This window comes from Amycolatopsis sp. NPDC043889, from assembly GCF_056435645.1.
Genome location: NZ_JBWKEC010000015.1, coordinates 36,573 through 60,042, shown reverse-complemented (window position 1 = coordinate 60,042; position 23,470 = coordinate 36,573). Strand labels below are relative to the sequence as shown.

The 23,470-nt window shown below is 69.4% G+C and carries 22 protein-coding genes; 10 read left to right on the top strand and 12 right to left on the bottom strand.

Going from position 1 to position 23,470, the window contains the following annotated elements; all coding sequences use genetic code 11:
* The first annotated feature begins 173 nt into the window (after positions 1–173).
* Positions 174–1,613 carry an APC family permease gene (locus AC0685_RS25480; protein ID WP_478227926.1) on the top strand — a complete coding sequence of 480 codons (1,440 nt, stop codon included), beginning with the start codon at positions 174–176 and terminating at the stop codon, positions 1,611–1,613.
* On the opposite strand, the gene AC0685_RS25475 is transcribed toward AC0685_RS25480, so the two are convergent.
* From AC0685_RS25475 to AC0685_RS25465, 3 genes are read right to left on the bottom strand one after another with little or no spacing between them, the layout of a single operon-like run.
* Entirely contained in the window at positions 1,588–2,256 is a 669-nt protein-coding gene (locus AC0685_RS25475; RefSeq protein ID WP_478227810.1) for a DUF6885 family protein, read from the bottom strand. The genes AC0685_RS25480 and AC0685_RS25475 overlap by 26 nt on opposite strands.
* Complete coding sequence (locus tag AC0685_RS25470; RefSeq protein ID WP_478227809.1) at positions 2,256–2,672, bottom strand: GNAT family N-acetyltransferase; 417 nt, start codon at positions 2,670–2,672, stop codon at positions 2,256–2,258. The genes AC0685_RS25475 and AC0685_RS25470 overlap by 1 nt, the downstream gene beginning before the upstream one ends.
* Positions 2,673–2,718: 46 nt before the next feature.
* The gene (locus AC0685_RS25465; RefSeq protein WP_478227925.1) at positions 2,719–3,513 is read right to left on the bottom strand and encodes an EamA family transporter; all 795 of its coding nucleotides are present in this window, start codon (positions 3,511–3,513) and stop codon (positions 2,719–2,721) included.
* A gap of 339 nt (positions 3,514–3,852) precedes the next feature.
* Between AC0685_RS25465 and AC0685_RS25460 the strand changes: the two genes are divergently transcribed.
* From AC0685_RS25460 to AC0685_RS25450, 3 genes are all read left to right on the top strand, one after another.
* Positions 3,853–4,032 (top strand): DUF7455 domain-containing protein, encoded by a 180-nt coding sequence (locus tag AC0685_RS25460; protein WP_016332937.1) that lies wholly within the window; start codon positions 3,853–3,855, stop codon positions 4,030–4,032.
* 104 nt (positions 4,033–4,136) lie between these two features.
* Complete coding sequence (locus tag AC0685_RS25455; protein WP_478227808.1) at positions 4,137–5,000, top strand: alpha/beta fold hydrolase; 864 nt, start codon at positions 4,137–4,139, stop codon at positions 4,998–5,000.
* On the top strand, positions 4,981–5,586 hold the full coding sequence (locus AC0685_RS25450; RefSeq protein ID WP_478227807.1) for a TetR/AcrR family transcriptional regulator: 606 nt from the start codon (positions 4,981–4,983) through the stop codon (positions 5,584–5,586). The genes AC0685_RS25455 and AC0685_RS25450 overlap by 20 nt, the downstream gene beginning before the upstream one ends.
* Positions 5,587–5,643: 57 nt before the next feature.
* Here the strand turns inward: AC0685_RS25450 and AC0685_RS25445 are convergent, their stop codons facing one another.
* The 5 genes from AC0685_RS25445 to AC0685_RS25425 form a co-directional block, all read right to left on the bottom strand.
* On the bottom strand, positions 5,644–6,825 hold the full coding sequence (locus tag AC0685_RS25445) for an ROK family protein (protein ID WP_478227806.1): 1,182 nt from the start codon (positions 6,823–6,825) through the stop codon (positions 5,644–5,646).
* An 11-nt stretch (positions 6,826–6,836) separates the two neighbouring features.
* On the bottom strand, positions 6,837–8,297 hold the full coding sequence (locus tag AC0685_RS25440) for a sugar ABC transporter permease (protein ID WP_478227805.1): 1,461 nt from the start codon (positions 8,295–8,297) through the stop codon (positions 6,837–6,839).
* A gap of 23 nt (positions 8,298–8,320) precedes the next feature.
* Entirely contained in the window at positions 8,321–9,094 is a 774-nt protein-coding gene (locus AC0685_RS25435) for an ATP-binding cassette domain-containing protein (protein ID WP_005164482.1), read from the bottom strand.
* Positions 9,095–9,173: 79 nt separating this feature from the next.
* Positions 9,174–10,307, bottom strand: coding sequence for a sugar ABC transporter substrate-binding protein (locus AC0685_RS25430; protein ID WP_192745403.1), 1,134 nt, complete (start codon positions 10,305–10,307; stop codon positions 9,174–9,176).
* Between the two features lie 324 nt (positions 10,308–10,631).
* Positions 10,632–12,386, bottom strand: a complete 1,755-nt coding sequence (locus AC0685_RS25425; protein ID WP_478227804.1) for a DEAD/DEAH box helicase — start codon at positions 12,384–12,386, stop codon at positions 10,632–10,634.
* 264 nt (positions 12,387–12,650) lie between these two features.
* On the opposite strand from AC0685_RS25425, the gene AC0685_RS25420 reads away from it, so the two are divergent.
* Both AC0685_RS25420 and AC0685_RS25415 read left to right on the top strand, forming a co-directional pair.
* Complete coding sequence (locus AC0685_RS25420; protein WP_478227803.1) at positions 12,651–13,775, top strand: YihY/virulence factor BrkB family protein; 1,125 nt, start codon at positions 12,651–12,653, stop codon at positions 13,773–13,775.
* 121 nt (positions 13,776–13,896) lie between these two features.
* Positions 13,897–17,025 carry an efflux RND transporter permease subunit gene (locus AC0685_RS25415; RefSeq protein ID WP_478227802.1) on the top strand — a complete coding sequence of 1,043 codons (3,129 nt, stop codon included), beginning with the start codon at positions 13,897–13,899 and terminating at the stop codon, positions 17,023–17,025.
* Positions 17,026–17,242: 217 nt separating this feature from the next.
* Here the strand turns inward: AC0685_RS25415 and AC0685_RS25410 are convergent, their stop codons facing one another.
* On the bottom strand, positions 17,243–18,079 hold the full coding sequence (locus AC0685_RS25410; RefSeq protein ID WP_478227801.1) for a hypothetical protein: 837 nt from the start codon (positions 18,077–18,079) through the stop codon (positions 17,243–17,245).
* Between the two features lie 120 nt (positions 18,080–18,199).
* On the bottom strand, positions 18,200–18,442 hold the full coding sequence (locus AC0685_RS25405; protein WP_007033595.1) for a DUF3039 domain-containing protein: 243 nt from the start codon (positions 18,440–18,442) through the stop codon (positions 18,200–18,202).
* 58 nt (positions 18,443–18,500) lie between these two features.
* Between AC0685_RS25405 and AC0685_RS25400 the strand changes: the two genes are divergently transcribed.
* From AC0685_RS25400 to AC0685_RS25385, 4 genes are read left to right on the top strand one after another with little or no spacing between them, the layout of a single operon-like run.
* On the top strand, positions 18,501–19,307 hold the full coding sequence (locus tag AC0685_RS25400) for a sporulation protein (protein WP_478227800.1): 807 nt from the start codon (positions 18,501–18,503) through the stop codon (positions 19,305–19,307).
* On the top strand, positions 19,307–19,951 hold the full coding sequence (locus AC0685_RS25395) for an HD domain-containing protein (RefSeq protein ID WP_478227799.1): 645 nt from the start codon (positions 19,307–19,309) through the stop codon (positions 19,949–19,951). Before AC0685_RS25400 ends, AC0685_RS25395 begins: the two co-directional genes overlap by 1 nt.
* Positions 19,952–19,960: 9 nt before the next feature.
* A complete protein-coding gene (locus AC0685_RS25390; protein WP_478227798.1) occupies positions 19,961–20,878 on the top strand; it encodes a pseudouridine-5'-phosphate glycosidase in 918 nt (305 codons plus the stop codon).
* A complete protein-coding gene (locus tag AC0685_RS25385) occupies positions 20,875–21,747 on the top strand; it encodes a carbohydrate kinase family protein (RefSeq protein WP_340685186.1) in 873 nt (290 codons plus the stop codon). Before AC0685_RS25390 ends, AC0685_RS25385 begins: the two co-directional genes overlap by 4 nt.
* 80 nt (positions 21,748–21,827) lie before the next feature.
* On the opposite strand, the gene AC0685_RS25380 is transcribed toward AC0685_RS25385, so the two are convergent.
* Entirely contained in the window at positions 21,828–22,181 is a 354-nt protein-coding gene (locus tag AC0685_RS25380; protein WP_340688462.1) for a DUF3099 domain-containing protein, read from the bottom strand.
* 17 nt (positions 22,182–22,198) lie between these two features.
* Positions 22,199–23,464: an amidohydrolase gene (locus tag AC0685_RS25375; protein WP_478227797.1), complete on the bottom strand. Its 1,266-nt coding sequence runs from the start codon at positions 23,462–23,464 to the stop codon at positions 22,199–22,201.
* Between the last annotated feature and the right edge of the window lie 6 nt (positions 23,465–23,470).

The following is a 23,470-nucleotide window of genomic DNA, read 5'->3' as shown; positions in this document are numbered from 1 at the left end:
GACGATCCTCGAAGAGAAAAGTGGTGTCGTAGGGGGGGGGGGCGGCCCCGGGGTGGTCGGGGGGGGGGGTTGGGGGGAAAACACGACCCCCCCCCCACGACCACCTGGACCCACCGATCTGCGAGGTGGACGGTGATCTTCTAGCGTGACCCTTCATGCGGCGAACTCTGGACGTGGACGCGGTCCTGAAACGGCAGGACTCGGGTGAGCTGAAACGCCGGCTGCACGGGCGCGATCTCATCGGGTTCGGGGTCGGCATCATCATCGGCACCGGGATCTTCACCCTCGCCGGGGTCGAGGCGAAGTCCCACGCGGGCCCGTCGGTTACGTTGTCGTTCGTGCTCGGTGCCGTCGTGGCCGGGATGGCCGCGCTCTGTTACGCCGAGCTCGCGTCCAGCGTGCCGACGGCGGGAAGCGCCTACACCTACGCCTTCGCGACCCTCGGCGAGACCTTCGCCTGGATCATCGGCTGGGATCTTCTGCTCGAATTCGCCCTCGGCGCGGCCGTCGTGTCGCGTGGCTGGTCCGGCTATCTCGCGAATCTGATGGGGCTCTCCCCCGAGTGGTTCGGCGAAGACGCGAAGGTGAACATAGGCGCGGTCGCGATCATCGCCGTGCTGACCGTGATCGCCGTCCTCGGGATCAAGGAGTCGGCGCGGGTGACGAATCTGCTCGTGCTGGTCAAGGTCGCGGTCTGCGTGCTGATCCTCGCGGTCGGCGTGTTCTACGTCCGCGGCGAGAACCTCACCCCGTTCATCCCGCCCGCCCAGGCGCCGACGGAGATGGCCGGGCCCCTGCATCAGCCGATCGTGCAAGCCGTGCTCGGGCTCGAACAGTCCGTCTACGGGGTCGCCGGGATGGTGACGGCCGCCGCCGTCGTCTTCTTCGCCTACACCGGTTTCGAGGCACTCGCCAACCTCGGCGAGGAGACTGTGAACCCGAAACGCGATCTGCGCGTCGGCATCCTCGGCGCGCTCGGCGTCTGCGCGCTGCTCTACATCGGGGTCTCGCTGGTGCTGACCGGGATGGTGCCCTTCACCGAGATCGACGCGGGCGCCCCGCTCGCCGACGCCTTCGACCGCGTCGGGCAGCACTGGGTGGGCGCGCTGATCTCGCTCGGCGCGGTCACCGGGCTGACGTCGGTGATGATGGTGGAACTGGTGACGATCGGCCGAATCGGGTTCGCGATGGGCCGCGACGGCCTGCTGCCGAAAAAGTTCGGCACGGTGCATCCGCGCTGGGGCACCCCGCACCGGATGACCATCGCCGGCGCGGTGCTGATCGCGGCGCTGGCCGCGTTCGTGCCGATCTCCGAACTCGCCGATATGGTCAGCATCGGCGCGTTGTCGGCGATGATCATCGTCGCGGTGGCCGTCCCGGTGCTGCGGAAACGCCGTCCGGACCTGGAACGCCCGTTCACCGTGCCGTTTTCGCCCTACCTGCCCATCGTGGCGGCGCTGGCGTGTTTCTACCTGATGCTGAACCTGGACGTGATGACCTGGCTGCGGTTCGCCGCGTGGCTGCTGCTCGGCCTGCTGATCTACGTTTTCTACGGACGCACGCATTCCCGGTTCGCGAAGGACGAGATCAGCTCCACAGACCGGCCGTCGTGATCGCGGCGACGGCGGCCTCGGCGTCGCCGTCGTCCACCACGACCAGCATCCGTTTCAGCGCCGCGGCCACCCATTCCACCGGCTGGTCGTGCAATCCGTTGTCCCCCAAGGACGGATAACCGTCCATAATGGACACCAGGGTTCCTTCGGCACCGATCCGCATGCCGGTCGCCAGCACGTGGTGAGCGGCGGACGGGCGCCAGCGGGACGACCACAGCGGCGGGATCCCCGTGTCGAGGTAGTCGAGCAGCGCTCGCGCCGGGGTGTCGTGCGCGCCGAATTCGGCCGGGTCGACCTCCGCGATCAACGCGACGCGCGGCAGATGCCACAGCGCGGCCAGGAGCATGAACAACGACTGCGGTGCCCAGATCCCGCTGGCGGACACGGCGGCGAGCCGTCCGCCCGACAGCGCCCCGATCGCCCGGGACAGGCCTTCGGTCGTGGTGCCGGACAGCGCCGCGACCTCGTCCTGTCCCGCGACGTCGAACCCCGCAGCGCGCAGGGCGGCCAGCGCCGTGAACGGCCCGGCGAGCCCGTCCTTCTGCGGCAGTTCGGCCCGCGCGACGGCGACGAGGTGCTCGCCGCCGGGCAGCCAGCGCCGCCCGGACAGCCCCGTCCGGTCGCCGTCGATTCCGGAGGACATCAGTCTTCGAACGTCCACGACCGCATGACGAACGGCCCGTCGTTCGACGCCCCGGCCGAAGCGTAGGTCGCCAGCGCGGCCTTGTTGTCCGTTTCGACCCCGACCCACATCCCCCGGCAACCACGCTCCCGCGCGATCCCGGCCAGCGCGTCGACGAGGTCGCGGCCGATGCCGCGCCGTTGGTAGTCCGGGCTGACGTCGAGTTCGTTGAGGAACATCTCGGTGCCCTTGTCCGGATGCGTCACCTCGGTGCCGGTGATCATCCCCGCGGGTTCGCCGTCTTCGTAGGCGATCAGGAGATGGTTCTCCGCCCCCGCCAGGAACTTCTCGGACGCGTCCCGTTGCGCGGGCCCGTCGAACAGATGCTGAGCGGCGACGACCTCCTCGACGGTGACTGCCCGCCGGATCTCGGCCACGTGTCCTCCCGGTGTTCGCAACGCCACAGGCTGGTCAGTATCCCGCTCAGGGAGGCGCCGGGCCATCACGTTTGCCCGGCGACCGCAGCGCGACCCCGGCGACGACGGCCAGGGTGCCGATCGCCTCGGGCAGGGTCGGGACCTGCCGGAGCCACAGAAAGCCGACCAGTCCCGCCGTGACCGGCAGCAACGCGAGCAGCAGCGCGAACCGCGCCCGCCCGGCCTTGCGCAGGACCACTTGGTCGAGCGCGTACGGCACGACGGTCGAAAGCACCCCGACCCCGATGCCGAGCAGCAGCAAACGTGGCGAACCCCATACCGCGCCGGTGCCGAGCGCCAGCGGCGACAGCACCACGGTGCCCACGGCGAACCCGACGGCCAGCCCGTCGATCCCGTTCCCGCCGACCGCGACCCGCTTCCCGAGCAGGATGTACCCGGCCCAGGCGGCCGCAGCGCCGAGCGCGAACAGCACGCCGAGCAGGCTGCCTTCGAGCCGGACGTCCGCGATGGCGACCACCCCGGCCGCCACCAGCAGCAGCGCGAAGACGTCACGGCGCGTGCGCGAACCGAACGCCGCCACCACCACGGGCCCGGCGAACTCGAGGGCGACCGCGGTGCCGAGGGGCAGCCGCGCGATCGCCTCGTAGAAGAGCACGTTCATCCCGGCGGTGACGATGCCGAAGGCGCCCGCGAGCAGGAACGCGCGCCCGGTCCACGCCGAGCGGGGTGGCCTGCGCCACGCCAGGAGGACCACCGCCGCCCCGAGACAGCGGAGCCAGGCCACCCCCGCGGGGGAGGCGACCGAAAAGAGACCTACGGCGATGGCCGCACCGGCGTACATGGAAATTCCGCTGAGAACGAACAAGACCGGCGACGGCACGCTCGGAAGACGGTTCCGGACGACTGCGATACCCACCCTCGCATGGTGCCTGACGTGGGAAAAGACGGTTCCACGGGGAGTCGTCTCCCACGTTGCGTGATTACGCTACGGCATCCGAGGTAATTACCAGTGACAAATGAGACACCCGCACGGGAACACTTGCGGGTCGCCAAACGTCTGGAAGAGTGGAAGCACGAACACGGCGGGGCCGGGAACGAACGTTGCCGGCATCAGTGCCGAAGTGGTCGTAGCTGGATCGATGGCACCGGGCCACCGGTGCCGGGACGGAGGGAGACTCCAATGACTTCACCGACGCTCACCCGCCCCGAACTGACCGCTGCCGACCGATGCGACCGGTGTGGAGCTGCAGCCCAGGTTCGAGCCATTCTCAGCACCGGTGGCGAGTTGCTCTTCTGTGGTCACCACGCCCGCGCACACGAAACGAAGCTCAAGGAAATGTCCGCGGACATTCAGCGGTAGCCCACCAGTCCACGACCACCGGCGGCCGGCTACTCCCCAGGGAGAGAGCCGGCCGCCCTTTTTTACGCTTCAAAAACATACAGACAGAATGTATGTTTATTGCCATGACGACCAGCGACCTTCTCGGCGAGGTGCACGAGGCAGACCTCGGCGGCGCCCGCATCCGCTACCGCGACCGCGGCGAAGGCCCTCCCGTGGTCTTCGTGCACGGACTGCTGACCAACGGCCTGCTCTGGCGCAAGGTGGCCCCGGCGGTCGCCGACGCCGGCTTCCGCTGCCTCACGCCGGACTGGCCGCTGGGGTCGCACGAGATCCCGGTCCCGAACGCCGATCTGAGCCCGCCCGGGGTCGCCGCGCTCATCGCGCGGTTCCTCGAAGTGCTCGACCTGGCCGACGTCACCGTGGTCGCGAACGACACCGGCGGCGCGCTCACGCAACTGCTCATGACCACGGACCCGGAACGGGTGGGCCGGGTCGTGCTGACCCCGTCGGACTCCTACGAGCGCTTCCTGCCGCCGCTGTTCGCGGGGCTGAGCCCGCTGGCCCGGATTCCCGGCGGCGTCGGGCTGATGATCCTGGCGCTGCGCTCGCGGTGGCTGCTGAAGACGACGGACTTCCTCTGGCTGGCCAAACACCCGGTCCCGGACCATATCCTCGACGCGTACCTCCTGCCCAGCCGCCGGAGCGCGGAGATCCGCGACGATCTGCGCCGGTTCACCGCGAGCATCGACAACCGGTACACGCTGACCGCCGCCGAGCGGCTGCCCGCGTTCACCAAGCCGGTGCTGCTGGCCTGGGCGCCCGAAGACCGGCATTTCCCGCTGTGGCTGGGCCGCAAACTCGCCGGGGTCCTGCCGAACGCCGAACTGAAGACGATCGAGGACTCCTACGCCTTCGTGCCGGAGGACCAGCCGGAGCGGCTGAGCGGCATGATGGTGGAATTCCTGCGTGCCCACGCCACGACGTAGCCAGACCGAACGATCGCACTCGACGCGGGCCGCGTTGATCGCGGCGGCGCGGACGCTGTTCGCCGAACAGGGTTACGCCGCCGTGCCCGCCGACGAGATCGTCCAGGCGGCGGGCGTCACCCGCGGCGCGCTGTACCACCACTTCGGGGACAAACAGGGCCTGTTCCGTGCCGTGATCGAGCAGATCGAAACGGAGATCACCGAGGAACTGAAGACCGTCCTGCGCGCCACGGACGACCCGTGGGCGGGGGCGCTCGGCGTGCTGAGCCGGTTCCTGGACCTGTGCCTGCGGCCGGAAGTGGTGCGGATCGCGCTCACGGACGCCGTCTCCGTCCTCGGCTGGCAGGAATGGCGGGAGCTGGAGAGCCGGTACGGGCTGGGCCTGATCACGGAGATCCTGGAGGCCGCCGCGGCGGACGGGCTGCTGATCGACGCGCCGATCCCGGAACTGGCGCAGCTGGCGCTGAGCGCCTGCGCGGAGGCGGCGCTGATGATCGCGCACGCTGAAGACCCCGCCGCCGCCAAGGAGAAGTCCCTCGCTGCCCTGGTGGCCCTGCTGTCCGGCCTCGCGCAAGAACGCATTTAGTCCTCTGGATGCGGTCCTTGCGTGTGCAACTACCGCATCCAGAGGACTAAATGCGAGCTAGACGGTGTCCATGATCATCTCGAAGGCGGCTTCGGCGGCACCCAGCAGCTTCACGTCCGCCCCGAGCGCGGAGCTCACGATCTGCGTCCCGCCCACGGCCCGGCTGACCAGGCTCCGCCGCCGGACCTCGGCCGCCACCGACTTCACGACCGAGTCGGGCAGCACGGTGAGCAGGTCGCCGAGCACGACCAACTGCGGGCCGAGCAGGTTGACCACGTTCACCAGGCCCAGCGTCAGCCATTCCGCGAACTCCGACAGCCGCTCCTCGGCCGCGTGCGGATCCCGGCCCAGTTCGCGCAGTTCGAACAGGATCGCCCCGCGCGGGGTGTCCTCCGGCAGGTCGAGCGCGCGGCACAACGCCGCCTCGCCGACCTCGGTCTCCCAGCAGCCGCTGGATCCGCAGTAGCAGGGACGGCCGCCCGGCCGGATCGCCATGTGCCCGATCTCGCCGACGTAGCCCGCGCCGCCGCGCAGCGACGAACCGTCCGCGATGATCCCTCCCCCGACACCGACGTCGGCGGAGACGTACACGGCGTCGGAAGAGCCCCGCGCGGCGCCGCGCAGGTGTTCGGCGATGGCGCCGAGTTCGGCGTCATTGCCGACCAGGACGGGGATGCGCAGCACACCGCCGAGCCGTTCCCCCAGCGCCACATCCGTCCAGCGCAGGTTGGGCGCTTCGTGGACGTGCCCGTCGGCCCGGCGGACGACGCCGGGCACGGACACCCCCGCGGCGATCGGCTGCACACCGAGGTCGCCCGCCAGCACGGTGGTCGACTCGATCACGTGCGTGATCACCTCGTCGGCTTCCCGCGTCCGGCCGTGGAGGTTCCAGCTGTTGCGCCCGAGGATCTGGCCGCCGAACCCGACCAGCGCGATCGCCACGTGTTCGACCTGGAGGTCGACCGCGAGCACCACCGCCGCGTGCGGCTGCGGCAGGACCAGGAGCGAGGGGCGGCCCGCCCCTCGACCCGGCCTCGGGACCCGCTCCTCGACGACACCCGCTTCCGCGAGGCCGTCGACGAGGGTCTTGATGGTGCTGCGGTTGAGCCCCAGCTCGGTGGCGAGGGTCGCCCTGGTGCTCGGGCCGCTGACGTGCAGCAACCGGAGCAAGGTCGTGCGGTTGTGCCTGCGCACCTCGTCTGGTCGTGCAACGGGTGTGCTGGTCACGGGCTTCATCATTCCATGCGGACTCAGCGCGGCGACGCAGCCGCGCGGCGCCGGGACAGCGCGTCGACCGTGGCCGCGAGAAGCAGCACCAGACCGGTGACGATGTTGACCACCGCCGCCGACTGCTTCAGCAGGCCGAGCGCGTTCTCCACGACCGCCAGCACGAGGCCACCGATCACCGCGTCGACGACCCGGCCCTTGCCGCCGAACAGCGACGTGCCACCGATGACGGCGGCGCCGACCGCGAACAGCAGCGTGTTGAGGCCACCGGCCTGCGGGTCGACCGAACCGACCTTCGACGAGTAGACGATCGCGCCGACCGCCGCCACCGCCGAGCAGATGACGAACACCGAAGCGCGGATCTTCTCGACGTTGATACCGGCGCGGCGGGCCGCCTCGCGGTTGCCGCCGACGGCGTAGATGTGACGGCCGTACTGGGTGCGGTTGAGCACGTACGTGCCGAGCACCAGCAGGCCGAGCACGATCGGCACGACGTACGGGACACCGGAGATGACGATGTTCGGGTTCGGCGCGCGGTTCAGCGTCAGCAGATAGGTCGCGATCGCGGCGACCACGGCGATAGCGCCGACCTTGAACAGCACCATCGGCGTCGGCTGCGTGACCAGGCCGCGTTTGAGCCGCGAGAAGTGCTGTCCCAGTGTCACCGCGGCGAACCCGCCCGCGGCGATCAGGAAGAGGACCCAGCTGCCCACAGTGGACAGATTGCCGTTGGCGACCTTGAACAGCACGTCCGAGGTGCTGATGCCGAGCGTGCCGCCCTCACCGATGAACTGGAGGATGACCCCTTGCCAGGCCAGGAAGAGCGCCAGCGTCACCACGAACGAGGGCATCCCGATCTTGGAGACGAGGAAACCGGTGAGGACACCGATCGCGCCACCGACGCTGATCGCGAGCAGCATCTCGATCCACGGGTTCGCCGCGGTTCCCGAGAGCACGAGCGCGATGGCGAGCACGGCGAATCCGACACCCGCCCAGATCCGCAGGACCACACCGAGCAACGCGGCGATCGCGAGTACCACGAGGAACGCGATGAACACGCCGTTCCCCATACCGCCCAACAGGTTTCCGTTGCGCACGTAGTGCATCGCCAGCACCGCGGCGGTGACCCCGGACGCGGTGCCCGCGGAAAGGTCGATCTCTCCGAGCAGCAGCACGAACACGATGCCCATCGCGATGATCGCCTTGCCCGCGCCTTGGGCCATCAGGTTCGCGATGTTGTTCATCGTCAGGAAGGTGTCCGACAGCGAGGCGAACACGATCACCAGCACGAGCAGGCCGAGCAGCGCCGGGAGCGACCCCAGCTGTCCCGCCTTGAGCCGGGAGAGGTAGTCGCCGACGGCCTCGCGTGTCGACATCGATGTCGTGTCGATGCCGAAGTCCGTGATGGCCGCCGACGGGTTGAGCGCGGCGGCCGTCGGCTTGCCCCCCTCCGGCGAGGCGGGCTTTGCAGGTGTCTCAGTCATTTCCGGTTCTTTCTCGCCTCGGATCAGAGGACGGCGGCTTCGGGGCGGGCAAGGCCGAGGTCGCCGGAGCGACCGGCGGTGATCAGTTCCACGACCTGGCCGTGGGTGACGTCCTTGGTGTGCACCTCGGCGACGAGACGGCCGAGGTAGAGCACCGCGATACGGTCGGCGACCTCGAAGACGTCGGCCATGTTGTGGCTGATCAGCACGACGCCGAGACCTTGTTCGGCGAGGCGGCGGACGAGGTCGAGCACCTGGCGGGTCTGCGCGACACCGAGCGCGGCGGTCGGCTCGTCGAGGAGGACGACCTTCGAGTCCCACAGGACGGATTTGGCGATCGCGACGGTCTGCCGCTGCCCGCCGGAGAGGGCCGAAACGGGCGTACGGACCGATTTCACGGTGCGGACCGACAGCGACGCGAGCGTCTCGCGGGCGGCCTTCTCCATGCTGGCCTCGTCGAGCAGCCATTTGCTGCCGCGTTCGCGGCCGAGGAACATGTTCTGCACGATGTCGAGGTTCTCGGCCAGCGCGAGGTCCTGGTAGACGACCTCGATCCCCAGATCCGCGGCGTCACGCGGGCCGTGGATGTTCACCTGCTTGCCCTGGAACGTCACCGTTCCCGAGTCGTAGCCGTGGATCCCGGCGATCGACTTGACCAAAGTGGACTTGCCGGCACCGTTGTCGCCGACCAGCGCGGTGACCTCGCCGGCGCGCACGTTGAAGTCCACGTCGTGGAGGACGTGGACCGGCCCGAAGCTCTTGTTCAGCTGCTTCAGTTCGAGGATGGGTTCACTCATGGGGGTTCTCCCGGCTGGGTACCGGGCCGGTGCGCGCTGTCGGGAGAACGCACCGGCCCGGTCGTCTGGATTGAACGGGTCAGGAGATACCGAGCTGCGTGCACGCCGCGGCCAGGTCGCCGCCGCAGATCTCGGCCGCCTTGACGTAGCCCTGCGTCACGACCTCCTTGACACCGTCCTTGGTGGTCATCTTCGGCTCGAGGAGCACGGACTTGACCTCGCGGTTGCCCTTCGGGTCCTTCGCCTTGCCGGTGGCCAGCGCGTCGGCACCCGCCTTGTCGCCCTTGGCCAGCAGCACGGCGAGCTTCGCCGCGGCTTCGGCCTCTTCCTTGATCGGCTTGAAGACGGTCATGTACTGGTCGCCGCGCAGGATCGCCATGAGGCCGTCCGCGGTGGCGTCCTGGCCGGTGACCGGGACCTTGCCGTTGAGGCCGTTCTTCTTCAGCACGGTGATGACCGCGCCGGCGAGACCGTCGTTCGCGGCGACGACGCCGTCGACCCTGCCCTTGTTGTCGGTCAGGATCTGCTCGAAGGTCTGGCCGCCCTTCTGGTTGTCCCAGTTGTCGATGGCCTGTTCCCGCACGAGCTTCAGGTCGCCGCTGGCGAACTTCGGCTGCAGCACGGACTTCTGGCCGTTGGCGAACAGCGTCGCGTTGTTGTCGGTCGGGGCACCCTCGATCATGACGACCTCGGCGCCCTTCTTGTCCTTCAACGCGTCGGCGAGGCCTTGGCCCTGCAGCTGGCCGACCTTCTCGTTGTCGAACGAGACGTAGTAGTCGGAGCTGCCGCCGAGGTTGAGGCGGTCGTAGTCGATCGTCGGGATGCCCGCGGCCTGCGCCTTGCGGGCGACCGCCGCGCCGACCTCGCCGTTGATGGCGGCGATGATCAGGACCTTGACGTTCTGCGCGATCATGCCGTCGGCCAGCGTGGTGAACTTCTGGACGTCGCCCTGGGCGTTCTGGACGTCGGCGTCGAAGCCCGCGTCCTTGAGCGCCTTGGTCAGGAACGGCTTGTCGAAGGACTCCCAGCGCGCCGAAGTGGCGGTCTCCGGCAGGATGACGCCGACCTTGCCACCGGCGGCGGCGCCGCCCGGGGCGGGGGCGGACTGCGAGGAGTTGCCGCTGCCCGAGTCTGCGGTGTTGGCACCACAGGCGGAGAGCACCAGGCCGGCGCCCACCGTCGCGGCGAGGAGGGTAAGGGTTCTGCTGCGCATCCTCGTTCCTTCCGGATCTTGCTCGCGGGCGGCGATCCTGAGGGACCGGTCGCACCATCGCGCATATGTTGTGGGCGACAACATATGCCGCCGAACGGGTTTCGCGGAAGACGGCTGAATCGATTAAGCCTCATCAAATGGACACGGTTTGGCAACGTGGCCGTAGCAAGACGTATGAAGTCTAGGTGCGCTGACGGTGTGACCGCCACCACTCACCCAGCGTGATCGGAGCGGCTCGGGTTCTCTGCCCCGAACGCTATGAAAGGTCCTTTCCTTGCAAATTTTGCAAGGAAAGGACCTTTCATAGCGCTTGCTACGGGACTACTACCAGGAACGCAGCGTGACGATCCGCTCTTCCAGCTGCTCCACCGAAGCCATCGCGGTCGGCGGCCCGCCGCAGACCCGGCGCAGTTCGTTGTGGATCGCGCCGTGTGGCTTCTTCGTCCGGTGGTGGTGCACGCCCACCAGGGCGTTCAGCTCCTTGCGCAAGCTGCCGAGCCGCTCGCTGACCGACTGCGGCCGCGCGACCGGCGCGGCCTCCTCGGCCTTGGGCTTGCGCCGCTTCTCGTCGGAGAGCTGCTCCTCCTGCCGCTTCCGCAGCAGGGCGCGGACCTGGTCCGGTTCGAGCAGCCCCGGCAGGCCGAGGTACTCCTGCTCCTCGTCGGAACCGGAGAACACCGCGGTGCCGAAGGAGTTGCCGTCGTAGATGACCTGGTCGAGCTCGGCGGAGGCGCCCAGCGAGGTGAACGCCTTCTCCTCCTCGCCCGGCTCGTCCTCGGTGCGGTTGGCCTGGGCCAGGAGCTCGTCGTCCCAGCCCTCCTTCTCACGGTGCGGCTTGCCGAGGACGTGGTCGCGCTGCGCCTCCAGCTCACTGGCCAGTTCCAGCAGCACCGGCACACTCGGCAGGAACACCGAAGCCGTCTCGCCGGGCTTGCGCGAACGCACGTACCGGCCGATGGCCTGCGCGAAGAACAGCGGGGTCGACGCGCTCGTGGCGTAGACGCCGACCGCCAGCCGCGGCACGTCGACGCCTTCGGACACCATCCGGACCGCGACCAGCCAGCGGTCGGTCGAATCGGAGAACTCCTTGATCCGGCCGGACGCCTTGGGGTCGTCGGAGAGGACGACCGTCGGGTTCTGGCCGGAGATGCGCTGCAGGATCTTGGCGTAGGCGCGCGCGGAGTCCTGGTCGGTGGCGATCACCAGACCTCCCGCGTCCGGGATGCCGTTGGCGCGAAGCTGCGTGAGGCGTGTGTCGGCGGCCTGCAGCACCGACGGGATCCACTCGCCCGCCGGGTCGAGCGCCGTGCGCCAGGCCCGCGCGTTCTGTTCCGCGGTCAGCGGCTCGCCGAGCCGCGCGGTGAACTCCTCCCCCGCGCTCGTGCGCCAGGAGGCCTCGCCGGAGTAGGCGAGGAAGACGACCGGCCGCACCACGCCGTCGGCGAGCGCGTCGGCGTAACCGTAGGAGTGGTCGGCCTTGCTGCGCTGGAAACCCGAGCCGTCGGGTTCGTAGGTGACGAACGGGATCGGCGAGTCGTCGCTGCGGAACGGCGTCCCGGTCAGCGCGAGACGGCGGACGGCGGGCGTGAACGCCTCCCGGACCGCGTCACCCCAGGACTTCGCGTCACCGCCGTGGTGGATCTCGTCCAGGATGACCAGGGTCTTGCGGTTCTCGGTGCGCACACGGTGCAGCGTCGGATGCGCGGCGACCTGCGCGTAGGTCACCGCTACACCTTGGTAGTCACGCGAGGTGACGCCGGTGCCGTTGCGGAAGTTCGAGTCGATCGCGATACCGGCGGCCGCGGCCGAGGCGGCCCACTGGTGCTTCAGGTGTTCCGTCGGCGCGACGATGGTGATCCGCTCGACGGTCCGGTCGCTCAGCAGCTCGGCGGCGATCCGGAGACCGAACACCGTCTTGCCCGCGCCCGGCGTCGCGACGGCCAGGAAGTCCTGCGGTTTCTTCGTGAGGTACTTCGTCAGCGCACGCCGCTGCCAGGCACGCAGCGGCCGGGCGGTGCTGTCCTTCGCCGCGGGAGGCGCGCCCAGCTCGCCCCGATCGCGTTCAACCGTTCCCGACATGCAGGTTCCCCTCCTCCCTCACCCGAAACGCCTGGTCATCCACCCTGACACAAGCGAAAACCCCCACTTGGGTATCCGGCCGCGACGCCGGCGCCTGAGGTGAGGGCACTCGGGGGAGCCTACCTCGCGGGCCACTGGAACGCCGGAAGCGCCACCCCCGTTGTCGGGTTACTCACCCGAAAACCCAGGGGTGGCGAGCCGAATGGCGCGGCATGGACCATGCTGGACACCGTCAAGGGCGCTCGGCGCCGTCGGAGGAGCTGCATGAGCGAGGAGAACGGCCGTCCGGACACGGCCGCCGAGGTCGCGAAGGGCCGCAGGGGTCCGTTGCGCCTGCTCAGCCGCACGCTCAGCAAGGCGTGGGACGGCAACATCTTCTCCGAGGCCGCCGAAGCCGCGTTCTGGCAGACGCTCTCCCTGCCGCCACTGCTGCTGGGACTCCTCGGTTGCCTCGGCTTCGTCGGCGACTGGTTCGGCCAGGAGGTCGTGACCGCGGTCCACGATCGGATCATCACCTTCAGCAAGACGATCTTCAGTGACAACGCCGTCCACGACATCATCGAGCCGACGGTCAACAGCATCCTGTTCGTCGGCAAGGGCGAAATCGTCTCCGTCGGCTTCCTGATCTCCCTGTGGGCGGGTTCGTCGGCGATGTCGTCGTTCGTCGACGCCATCACCGTGGCACACGACCAGTACGGCGTCCGCAACGACGTGTGGCAGCGGATCTTCGCGCTGCTGCTGTACCTGGCCGGGCTGGTCATCCTGGTGGTCGGGCTGCCGCTGCTGGCGATCGGGCCGGACCTGCTCCCCCAGTTCTTCCCCACCGACTGGCGCGACACGGTGTCGTACTGGGTCGGCACGCTGTACTACCCGGTGCTGGCCGTGATGATCGTGCTCGCGCTGACGACGCTGTACAAGCTCGCCCTGCCGCGCAGGCTGCCGTGGCACCGGGGGCTGCCGGGCGCGATGCTCGCCATGGTCGTGTTCCTGCTCTCCAGTATCGGGCTGCGGATCTACCTGAACTGGATCACCAAGACCGGCTACACCTACGGCGCGCTCGCCGCGCCGATCGCGTTCCTGTTGCTGATGTTCTTCATCGGGCTCGCGGTGGTCGGCGGCGCGTACTTCAACAGCGCGATCCAGGAACTGTGGCCCGCCAAGGCGACGAAACGGCAGCGCCGGAAATGGCGGCGGCTGGAAATGGAACGCGCGAACGAACGGATCCGCGCCGAAGAGGGCCGCAAACTGTGGGAACGGACGACGGTCCCGCTCCGCCGTCCCCGCCAGAACGGCGATTCCCCGGACAGTGACGCCGAACACGTGCGGGAACAATCGGTGAACGAAGAAACGCAGAGCGAAGCCGATCAGGTGACGGAACGGCGAAATTGAGCGGGACCTTATCCCGAAGTCGTACTCCGATTCCACCCGTGGTGTGAATCCACTCCACCCCCCGCCATGAAAGGCTCGCGGTAACCCGCCCGTCCCGAGCCATTTCCTGGGGGATACCGCCATGTCCACGCTGGCCAGACTCAGCCTGCGCAACCGAAGTCTCATCGGGCTGCTCGCCCTGGTGGTGATCGGCTTCGGCGCCTTCGCCCTGCCACAGCTGAAGCAGCAGCTGTTCCCGTCACTGCAGTTCCCGCAGGCGCAGATCATCACGCCGTACGCGGGCGCGTCACCGGACGCGGTGGACCGTCAGGTCACCGAGCCGCTCGAAGGCGGGCTGCAGGGGTTGAAGGGGCTCGAAGAGCTGAGCTCGACGTCGTCGGAGGGGCTGTCGCGGATCACCGCGCAGTTCGAGTTCGGCACGGACATCGACGCGGCGGTCGGGCAGATCCAGCGCGTCGTCGACGGGCTGAAGGCACGGCTGCCGCAGAACAGCGAGCCCTCGGTGTCGGCGGGATCCACCGACGATCTCCCGGTCGTGCTGCTCGCCGCCGGGACCACCGGTGACCCGCAGGCGCTCGCGCCCGCGCTGACCGGGGAGGTCGCGCCGGAACTGCGGAAGATCGACGGTGTCCGCGAGGTCGAGGTGACCGGTGCGCGGCAGCCGCGGGTCACCATCGCGCTGGACTACGCGAAACTGGCCGCCGCGGGGGTGGACCCGTCGTCGATCGCCACCACGCTGCAGACCGCCGGTGCGGCCGTCCCGGCCGGGACGCTGACCGAAGGCGACAAGACGCTCACCGTCCAGGTCGGCGGCGGACCGACCACAGTGGACACGATCAAGAACCTTTACCTGACGCCGTCGCAGCCGTCGCGTCCCGGGGCGCCGGCGGGCAAGCCGGTGAAGCTCGGTGATGTCGCGGACGTCCAGGCCGGCTTCGCGCCGCCGACCTCGATCACGCGCACCAACGGCAAGCCGAGCCTCGGGCTCTCGATCACGATGGTGGAGAACGGGAACGCGGTCGCGATCTCGGAATCGGTGCGGGACAGGCTGCCCGAGCTGTCGAAGAAGATCGGCGCCGAGATGAGCGTCGTGTTCGACCAGGGCACCCCGGTCAAGGACGCGATCAGCGGCCTGACCACCGAAGGGCTGCTCGGGCTGGCGTTCGCGGTCGTGGTCATCCTGCTGTTCCTGATGTCGGTGCGCTCCACCCTGGTGACGGCGGTGTCGATCCCGCTTTCGGTGGTCGTGGCGCTGCTGGCGTTGTGGACCGGCGATCTCTCGCTGAACCTGCTCACCCTCGGCGCGCTCACCATCGCCATCGGACGGGTGGTCGACGACTCGATCGTGGTGCTGGAGAACATCAAACGACATCTGGCGTACGGCGAGGAGAAGCAGCGCGCGGTCCTCGACGGCGTGCGCGAGGTCGCGGGCGCGGTGACGTCGTCCACCCTCACCACGGTCGCGGTGTTCCTGCCGATCGCCTTCGTGGGCGGGTTCGTCGGCGAGCTGTTCTCGCCGTTCGCGATCACGGTCACCGTGGCGCTGCTGGCGTCCCTCCTGGTGTCGCTGACGATCGTGCCGGTGCTCGCGTACTGGTTCCTCAAGCCGCCCAAGGCGCCGGCGGACGAACGCGAGGCCGAGCTCACGCGCCAGGCCGCCGAGGACAAGGAACGCCGCGGGCTGCTGCAGCGCGGGTACGTTCCGGTGATCCGGTTCGCCACCAGGCGCCGCGTCACCGTGGTCCTGTTGGCATTGATCATCTTCGGGGGCACGGTCGGGCTGGCCTCGCAGCTGAACACCAACTTCCTCGACCAGTCCGGTTCGACGACGCTGAGCCTTTCGCAGAAGCTCCCGCCCGGCACCAGTTCCGAGGCCAAGGAGAAGGCCGCCGGCGCGGTGGAGCAGGCGCTCGCCGCCGAACCCGCCGTCGAGACCTACCAGGTGAGCATCGGCGGAGGCGGCTTCTTCGGTGGCGGCGGGACGGCGACCGGCATCCAGGTCACCGTCGCCAAGGACACCGACCTCGACGCGCTCTCCGAGCGGTTGCGAGGCAAGCTCGACAAGCCGGAGCTCGGCGAGGTCAAGATCGGTGCGGAGGCGAGCGGGTTCAACTCGGACCAGGTCTCGATCACCGTCACCGCTCCCGACGAGGCCGCCTTGAAACCGGCCGCCGAGCAGGTCCGCCAGGCGCTGTCCGGCGTTCCGGACCTGACCGAGGTGACCAGTGACCTCGCGCAGGGTTCGCCGCGCGTGCAGGTCGAGGTCGACGCCGCCAAGGCCGCCGCGAGCGGGCTTTCGGCGACCACGATCGGCCAGATCGCGAACCAGGCCATCGCCGGCCGCACGGTGACCCAGCTGCCGGTCGACGGTCAGCGCACGGACATCGTGCTGCGAGCGGGCACGGCCCCGGTGTCGGTCGACGCGGTCAAGGCGCTGCCCATCCCGAGCGCGACCGGCGTGGTGCGGCTGGACTCCGTCGCCACCGTGTCCACAGTGGACGGGCCGGCCGCGGTGCACCGCACCTCGGGCGAGCTGAGCACCACGGTCACCGCCAAGAACACCGGCGCGGACCTGGCCGCCACCACGCGGGCCATCCAGTCCAAATTGGACGGACTGACCTTCACCGGCGGCGCGGCGTACAAGCTCGGCGGGGTCAGCGAAGACCAGCAGGAGGCCTTCGGGAACCTGTTCCTCGCGCTGCTGGCCGCGGTCGCGATCGTCTATCTGATCATGGTGGCGACGTTCCGCAGCCTGATCCAGCCGCTGATCCTGCTGGTGTCGATCCCGTTCGCGGCGACCGGCGCGATCGGGCTGCTGCTGGCCACCGGGACCGCGCTGGGGCTGCCCGCGCTGATCGGGATGCTGATGCTCGTCGGCATCGTGGTGACCAACGCGATCGTGCTGATCGACCTGATCAACCAGTACCGGGCTTCGGGGATGAGCGTCGCCGACGCCGTCGTCGAAGGCGGCAGGCGACGGCTGCGGCCGATCCTGATGACCGCGGCGGCGACCATCTTCGCGCTGGTCCCGATGGCGCTCGGGCTGACCGGACAGGGCGGGTTCATCGGGCAGCCGCTGGCGATCGTGGTCATCGGCGGGCTGGTCAGCTCGACCCTGCTGACGCTGATCCTGGTGCCGACGCTGTACACGATGGTCGAGACGCGGAAAGAGAAGCGCCGCGCGAAGAAGGACGCCCGGCGGTCCTCGGCCCCGGCCACCGAGACGCTGACCCCGGAGCCGGCTTCGTAGACCTGGGGGGTGGGGGGAGGAAGGCACGCCGGGGCCTGGGTGGGCGCCCGGCGTGCCTTTCGCCGCTTCGCACTTAGCCGGCTAAATGCCACCGGTCACGTGCTTGGAGCCGGAACTCGCGTGCTTGGGGACGTGACTCGCGTGCTTGGAGCCGGTACGCGTCCAAGCACGCGAGTTCCGCCTTCAAGCACGCGAGTTCCGGCTCCGAGCACGGGTGTCACGCCTTCCGGAACCGCCACGTCTTGCTGTCGAAGGCCACGCACCACGAGGGCGAAAGCATGACGACCCGCAGGGTGCCGTCGGCGGCGACGTCGATGCCCTCGGTCTCGAAGTTCCCGCTGCACATGCTCTTCAGCGGGAGCTGCCCCAGCGACGTGACCCGCCCGGTCACATCCGAACCGGACAGCGCGCCGGAAAGGTCGACCTGCAGCAGCGGCTTCGTGGTCCCGAACAGTGCGCCCTCGGGGTCGTCGGACGCACACAGCAGCCGGGTCGCGGTGACGAAGTCGCAGCCCTGGATGTCCCGCACCGGCTTGTCGAGCCGGATCGCGGACGCGTACGGCAGGTTCGCCGACGGGTTCGTATGCGCGACGCCGGGCATCGGGTGCACGAGGAGCCGGTCCATCGTGCCCCACTCACCGGCCACCATCCAGCGGGCGTCAGGGGTCACGGCGGCGAACGAGTTGTTGTTCGCCTCCCACGACTCCAGCGTGTGCGTGTAGTTCGCCCAGGTCCCGTCGGGCGACTCGACGCGGAAGAGTTTCGCTCCCCTGTCGTCGCGCTGGTACGGCTCGACGTACCAGCCCCGCGCGGAGCCAGGGTCTCCGACGTGGTTCCAGCCCTGGGACGACAGGTTCACGGGAACGGTCGCGATCCCGGTGTAGCGGTAGATCGTCCCGGACGGCCGTTCGATGGTGGCCAGGCCCTGGCCCTCGTCGAGCGGGCGGGCGTTGTCCGAGCCGACAGTGGTCCAGCCTGTGACGGCTTGGGCGGCGGCGGGTGAGAACACCGCGACCAACGCGGCGATGGCGAGCACGATCCCGGTTCTACGCATGAAGGCTCCGTCCCGGCGGGTTTTCGCTGGCGCGTACTGATTACCAGCGAAGACCGGGACGGGCAGCCACCATGTGAAGGATTTTCAGATTTTGTCCGGTTTCGGACACCGGACGGACACTCAGTCGCCCGGCTTGAGACCGTCGTAGATCTTCTTGCAGTCCGGGCAGACCGGCGAACCGGGCTTCGCCGACTTCGTCACCGGGAAGACCTCACCGCACAGCGCCACCACGTGCGTGCCCATGACCGCGCTTTCGGCGATCTTGTTCTTGCGCACGTAGTGGAACATCTTCGGCGAATCGTCGTCGGTGCCGTCGGTGCCCTCGGGACGGGTATCCGGCTTCGGAAGGGTCTGTGTACTCACCCCTCCATAATGCCCCAAATCCTCCTGCGCACACCGACGACCTGGCAGGATCTCGCCCATGTTCCAGAAGGTGCTCGCGACGTTCGGCTCGGGCGGGGCGAAGATCGACGCCCGGCTGCTCGACCGCACGGTCTCCCCCGGCCGCCCGTTGCGCGGCGAGGTCCTGCTGCTCGGCGGCGAAGTCGATCAAGAGATCAACGGCCTCTCGGTGAAGCTGCTCGCCAGGGTCACCCTCCCGGACGAACGCCGCCCTGGCGTCGAGGACCTCGAGTTCGGCACTCAGCAGCTGGCGGGCAACGAGCGGATCGGGCCTGGGCAGCAGGTCCGCATCCCGTTCGAGGTGGCCCTGCCCTGGGAGACACCGATCTCCAGCGTCTTCGGCAAGCCACTGAACGGGATGGCCGTCGGCCTCCAGACCTGCCTCGACATCGCCAACTCCGTGACCGACCCGGTCGACGTCGACGGCGCCGCGATCGAGCCGCTGCCCGCGCAGAAACGGATCTTGGACGCCTTCAGCCGGATCGGCTTCGTCTTCCGCGAGGCCGTGCTGGAACGCGGCCGGATCAACGGCGCCGTCCAGCAGCTCCCGTTCTTCCAGGAGATCCGCTTCACCCCTTCGCCGCGGTTCGCGCCCGTCTTCACCTCGGTGGCGGTGACCTTCCTGTCCTCGCCGTCGGAGACGCAGGTCGTGCTGGAGGTGACCAAACGGGTCCGGGTGTCCAAGAGCGGCGGGTTCGGCGGACGCGGCCAGGAGTTCCTCGGCCTGTTCAAGGTCGACCACGCGGCGCTCGACCGGGTCAACTGGGAGCCACAGCTCGAAGGATGGCTGCACGAGGTGGCCAAGGCGCGCGGGATCTTCGACTGATGGACTGGCCCACCGCGATCACGAGGCTCGGCGGCGATCACCGGATCGCCGCCGTCGCGTGGAACGACCTCGAAACCCGCTACGCCGAACCGCATCGCCGATACCACGATCTCCGGCACGTCACGGCCGTCGCCCACGACAGCGGCGACCTCGCCGTCGCCTTCGGCCTGGGCGCCCGCGAACGCGCCCTCGTCGCCATCGCCGCCTGGACGCACGATGTCGTGTACGACGCCCGTCCCGGCGAGGACGAACGGGCGAGCGCGGCCTGGACGCGGGACGAACTCACCAACGCCGGCGTCCCCGAAGCGGATGTCGAGCGCGCCGGAGAGCTGGTCCTGAGCACGATCCATCACGCCGCCCCGGACGACGACCTCCTCGCCACGGCGCTGCTCGACGCCGACCTCGCGATCCTCGGCGCCACACCGGAGCGTTACGAGGAGTACGCGAGCGGTGTCCGAGAGGAGTACTCGATCTACTCCGACGAGGACTGGCGGGCGGGACGCGCGACGGTGCTGGAGAACCTGCTGGCCAGGCCGCGGCTGTATCGCAGCGACATCGCGCGGGCACGCTGGGAGAGCAAGGCGCGCGAGAACCTCGCGAACGAACTGACCCGATGGCGTGACGCGGACCCACATCACCGATGATGTTCGTTCGTGACTCCGCAACTGTCCCTTCACGAAGAGGTCGCCTCCGCCCTCGCCGCCGGTGACCCCGTCGTCGCGCTGGAGAGCACCATCCTCTCCCACGGTCTCCCGCCCGGCCGCAACCTCGACGTCGCCCGGCGGCTGGAGAACATCGTGCGCGACGGCGGCGCCGTCCCCGCGACCATCGCCGTCCTCGACGGCGTCCCGCTGATCGGCCTCACCGGCGAGCAGCTTGAACGCGTCTGCGCGCCCGGCGCGGACCTGGACAAGCTCTCCCTGCGCGACATCGGCCCGGCCGTCGGCCTCGGGCGCTCCGGGGCCACGACGGTCGCGAGCACCGCGGCGCTGGCCGCCGCGGCCGGAATCGGCATGTTCGCCACCGGCGGGCTGGGCGGCGTGCACCAGGGCGCGGCGCGGAGCTGGGACGTCTCGGCGGATCTCGGCGTCCTCGCGAAGGTGCCGACCACGGTCGTCTGCTCCGGGGTGAAGTCGGTGCTCGACATCGCCGCGACACTCGAAGTGCTGGAGACCAACTCCGTACCGGTGCTGGGCTACCGCACCGGCGAGTTCCCCGCGTTCTACCTCCGCTCGTCCGGCTTCGAGGTGCCGTGGCGGGTCGACGACACCGCGCAGGCCGCCTCGGTCATCGCCGCCCACCGGGCGCACGCGGATTCCGGTGTCCTGCTCGCGAACCCGATCCCGGAAGCGTCCGAAATGGACAAGGAACTGCACGACCGGCTGCTCGCCGAAGGGCTGGAACTGCTGAAATCGCGAGGGGTGCACGGCAAGGACGTCACCCCGGTGCTGCTGGAGCACTTCCACACCGCCAGCGAAGGCGTGAGCCTCGACGCGAACGAGGCGCTGGTGCTGTCCAACGCGGAACTGGCCACCGAAGTGGCCGTCGCGCTCGCCGGGAACGGCGCGTGAGCGGCATCGTCGTCGTCGGCGACGTCGGCCTCGACGTGGTCGCGCGGCACGAAGGCCCCATCCCGCACGGCGGCGACATCCGTGCGAAGGTCCACTTCACCAGTGGCGGCGCGGGCGCGAACACCGCGCTGTGGCTGCGGGCCGAGGGCACGGAGACCACGCTGGTCGCGCGGATCGGGGACGATTCCGGCGGCCGCATGGTGAAGAGCGAACTGGAAGCGGCGGGCGTCCGCTGCGAGTTCGCGGTGGACCCCGAGGAACCGACGTTCTGCGTCGTGGTGCTCGTCGACGGCGCCGGTGAGCGGAGCATGCTCGCCGACCGCGCCGCCAACGCGAAGTTCAGTCCCTCAGACATCACCGAGGCGGCCCTGAGCGGGGCGAGCCACCTGCACCTCTCGGGTTACGTCCTGCTGTACCCGTCGTCACGGCCGGCCGCGCTCGCCTCCCTGGCGGCGGCGAAGAAGGCCGGGCTGACGACGTCGGTCGACCCGCAGGCGGCGACGCTGATCACCGATCCCGCGGCCTTCCTCGACGACGTGCGCGGCGTCGACCTGCTGATGCCGAACACCAGCGAACTGGTCGCGCTGACCGGGTCGAGCGATCCCGAGGCGGCGAAGGAACTGCTGGACTACGTCGGCGAGGTCGTGGTCACCGCCGGTCTCGACGGCGCCAGCTGGGTGGACGCGAGCGGCACCATCACCTCGGTGCCGTCCCAGCCCGCGGAGTGCGTCGACTCCACCGGCGCCGGCGACGCGTTCGACGCCGGTGTGCTCGCGGCGTGGCTGCGCGGCGAGTCCACCGTGGAGGTGCTCCGGGCGGGGACGCGGCTGGGTGCCCGCGCGGTTTCGAAGGTCGGGCCGCAGCCGTAGCCCCTCACCGAACGCTATGAAAGGTCCTTTCCTTGCAAAATTTGCAAGGAAAGGACCTTTCATAGCACGCGCGAAACGGGTCAGCCGCCGTCGATGACGCGATGGCCGCCGCTTTCGATGCGGGTCGGTTCGGCCTGGTAGCGGTTGACCTTCTCGCTCTTGCGCGGCGGCCGGTCGTTGGCGATCAGGACGGCGACCCAGGGCAGCGGGATCGAGATCGCGATCAGTGCCAGCGCGAGCCACCAGGTCTGGTAGAAGATCCCGGCCAGGATCAGGCACGGGATGCGGAACGACATCATGATGATGTACTTCCGCTTCCGCTTGGCCAGCTGGTCTTCGTAGGACGGGGCGGCTTCGGTGATCAGCACCGGAGCGGGTTCCCTCGGCTCGGGACCGTGGGCGGGCGCGTTCACAGCACCACCTCCGGCTTCCATGCTCCCACTCGCCCGGCTCATCCGACAGCCGGGTGGGTGAGCCGGTGCAGAGCCGCGACCACGAGCGTCTCGACGCCGGCCGAAAGCGTCGGATGCGGGATCGGCGCGAAGAGCGGCGAATGGTTCGACGGGATGTCCTGTTCGAAGCGCCCGGCGGTCATCGCGGCGATCACCTTGCCCTCGTCCAGGCCGCCGACCAGCCAGAACACCGACGGGACGCCGGCCGCGCGGCCGAACTCGCTGAAGTCCTCACTGCCGGTGACCAGCGGCGCGGGCATCACCCGGCTTTCGCCGAAGTGGTCACGGAAGGCGGCGGTGAGCCCCTCGGTGGCTGCGTCGTCGTTCTCGGTGACCGGGAACGCGCCGATCCGCTCGATCTCCGGCGGTTTCGGCGCACCCGCGGTGGCCGCCTCACCTTGGACGATCCGCTCGACCGCCGCGACGACCTTCTCTCGCACGGCCTGGTCGAACGACCGGATGTTGACCTCGAGGACGGCGTGGTCGGCGATGATGTTGTGCGCCGTGCCGACGTGCAGCGACCCGACGGTCACCACCGCCGACTCGGTCGCCGAGATCTCCCGCGACACGATGGTCTGGAGCTTGAGCACCACGGACGCGGCGAGTACCGCGGGGTCCACCGTGGTCTCGGGGCGCGAGCCGTGCCCGCCGCGGCCGTGCAGGGTGATCCGGAGCGCGTCGGTGGCCGCCATGATCACGCCCGGCCTGGTCAGCACCCAGCCCGCCGGACCGGGCACGACGTGCTGGCCGAACACGACGTCGGGTTTGCCGGCGGGCCCGAAGACCCCGTCGCGGACCATGCCGACGGCGCCATCCCCGGCCTCCTCCCCCGGCTGGAACACGACCATCAACGTGCCGGACCAGTGCTCGCGTCCGGCCGCGAGCAGCGAAGCGGCACCGGAGAGCCAGGTGGCGTGCATGTCGTGGCCGCAAGCGTGCATCACCGGGACTTCGCGGCCGTCGGCGTCGACACCGCGCGCGGTGCTCGCGTACGGCAGGCCGGTCTTCTCCTCGACCGGCAGCGCGTCGATGTCGGCGCGCAACATCACCTTCGGGCCGGGGCCGTTGCGCAGCACGCCCAGGACACCGGTGCGCCCGATCCCGGTGTGCACCTCGTAACCGTCGGCCTCCAGGCGCTTCGCCAGTTCGGCGGCGGTGCGGGTTTCGGCGAACGACAGCTCCGGATGCCGGTGGAGGTCGGTGTACAGGTCTTCCAATCCGGGCAGCGCCGCCTGCAGCGGTGCCAGGACACTCTCAAGGCTCACAACCTA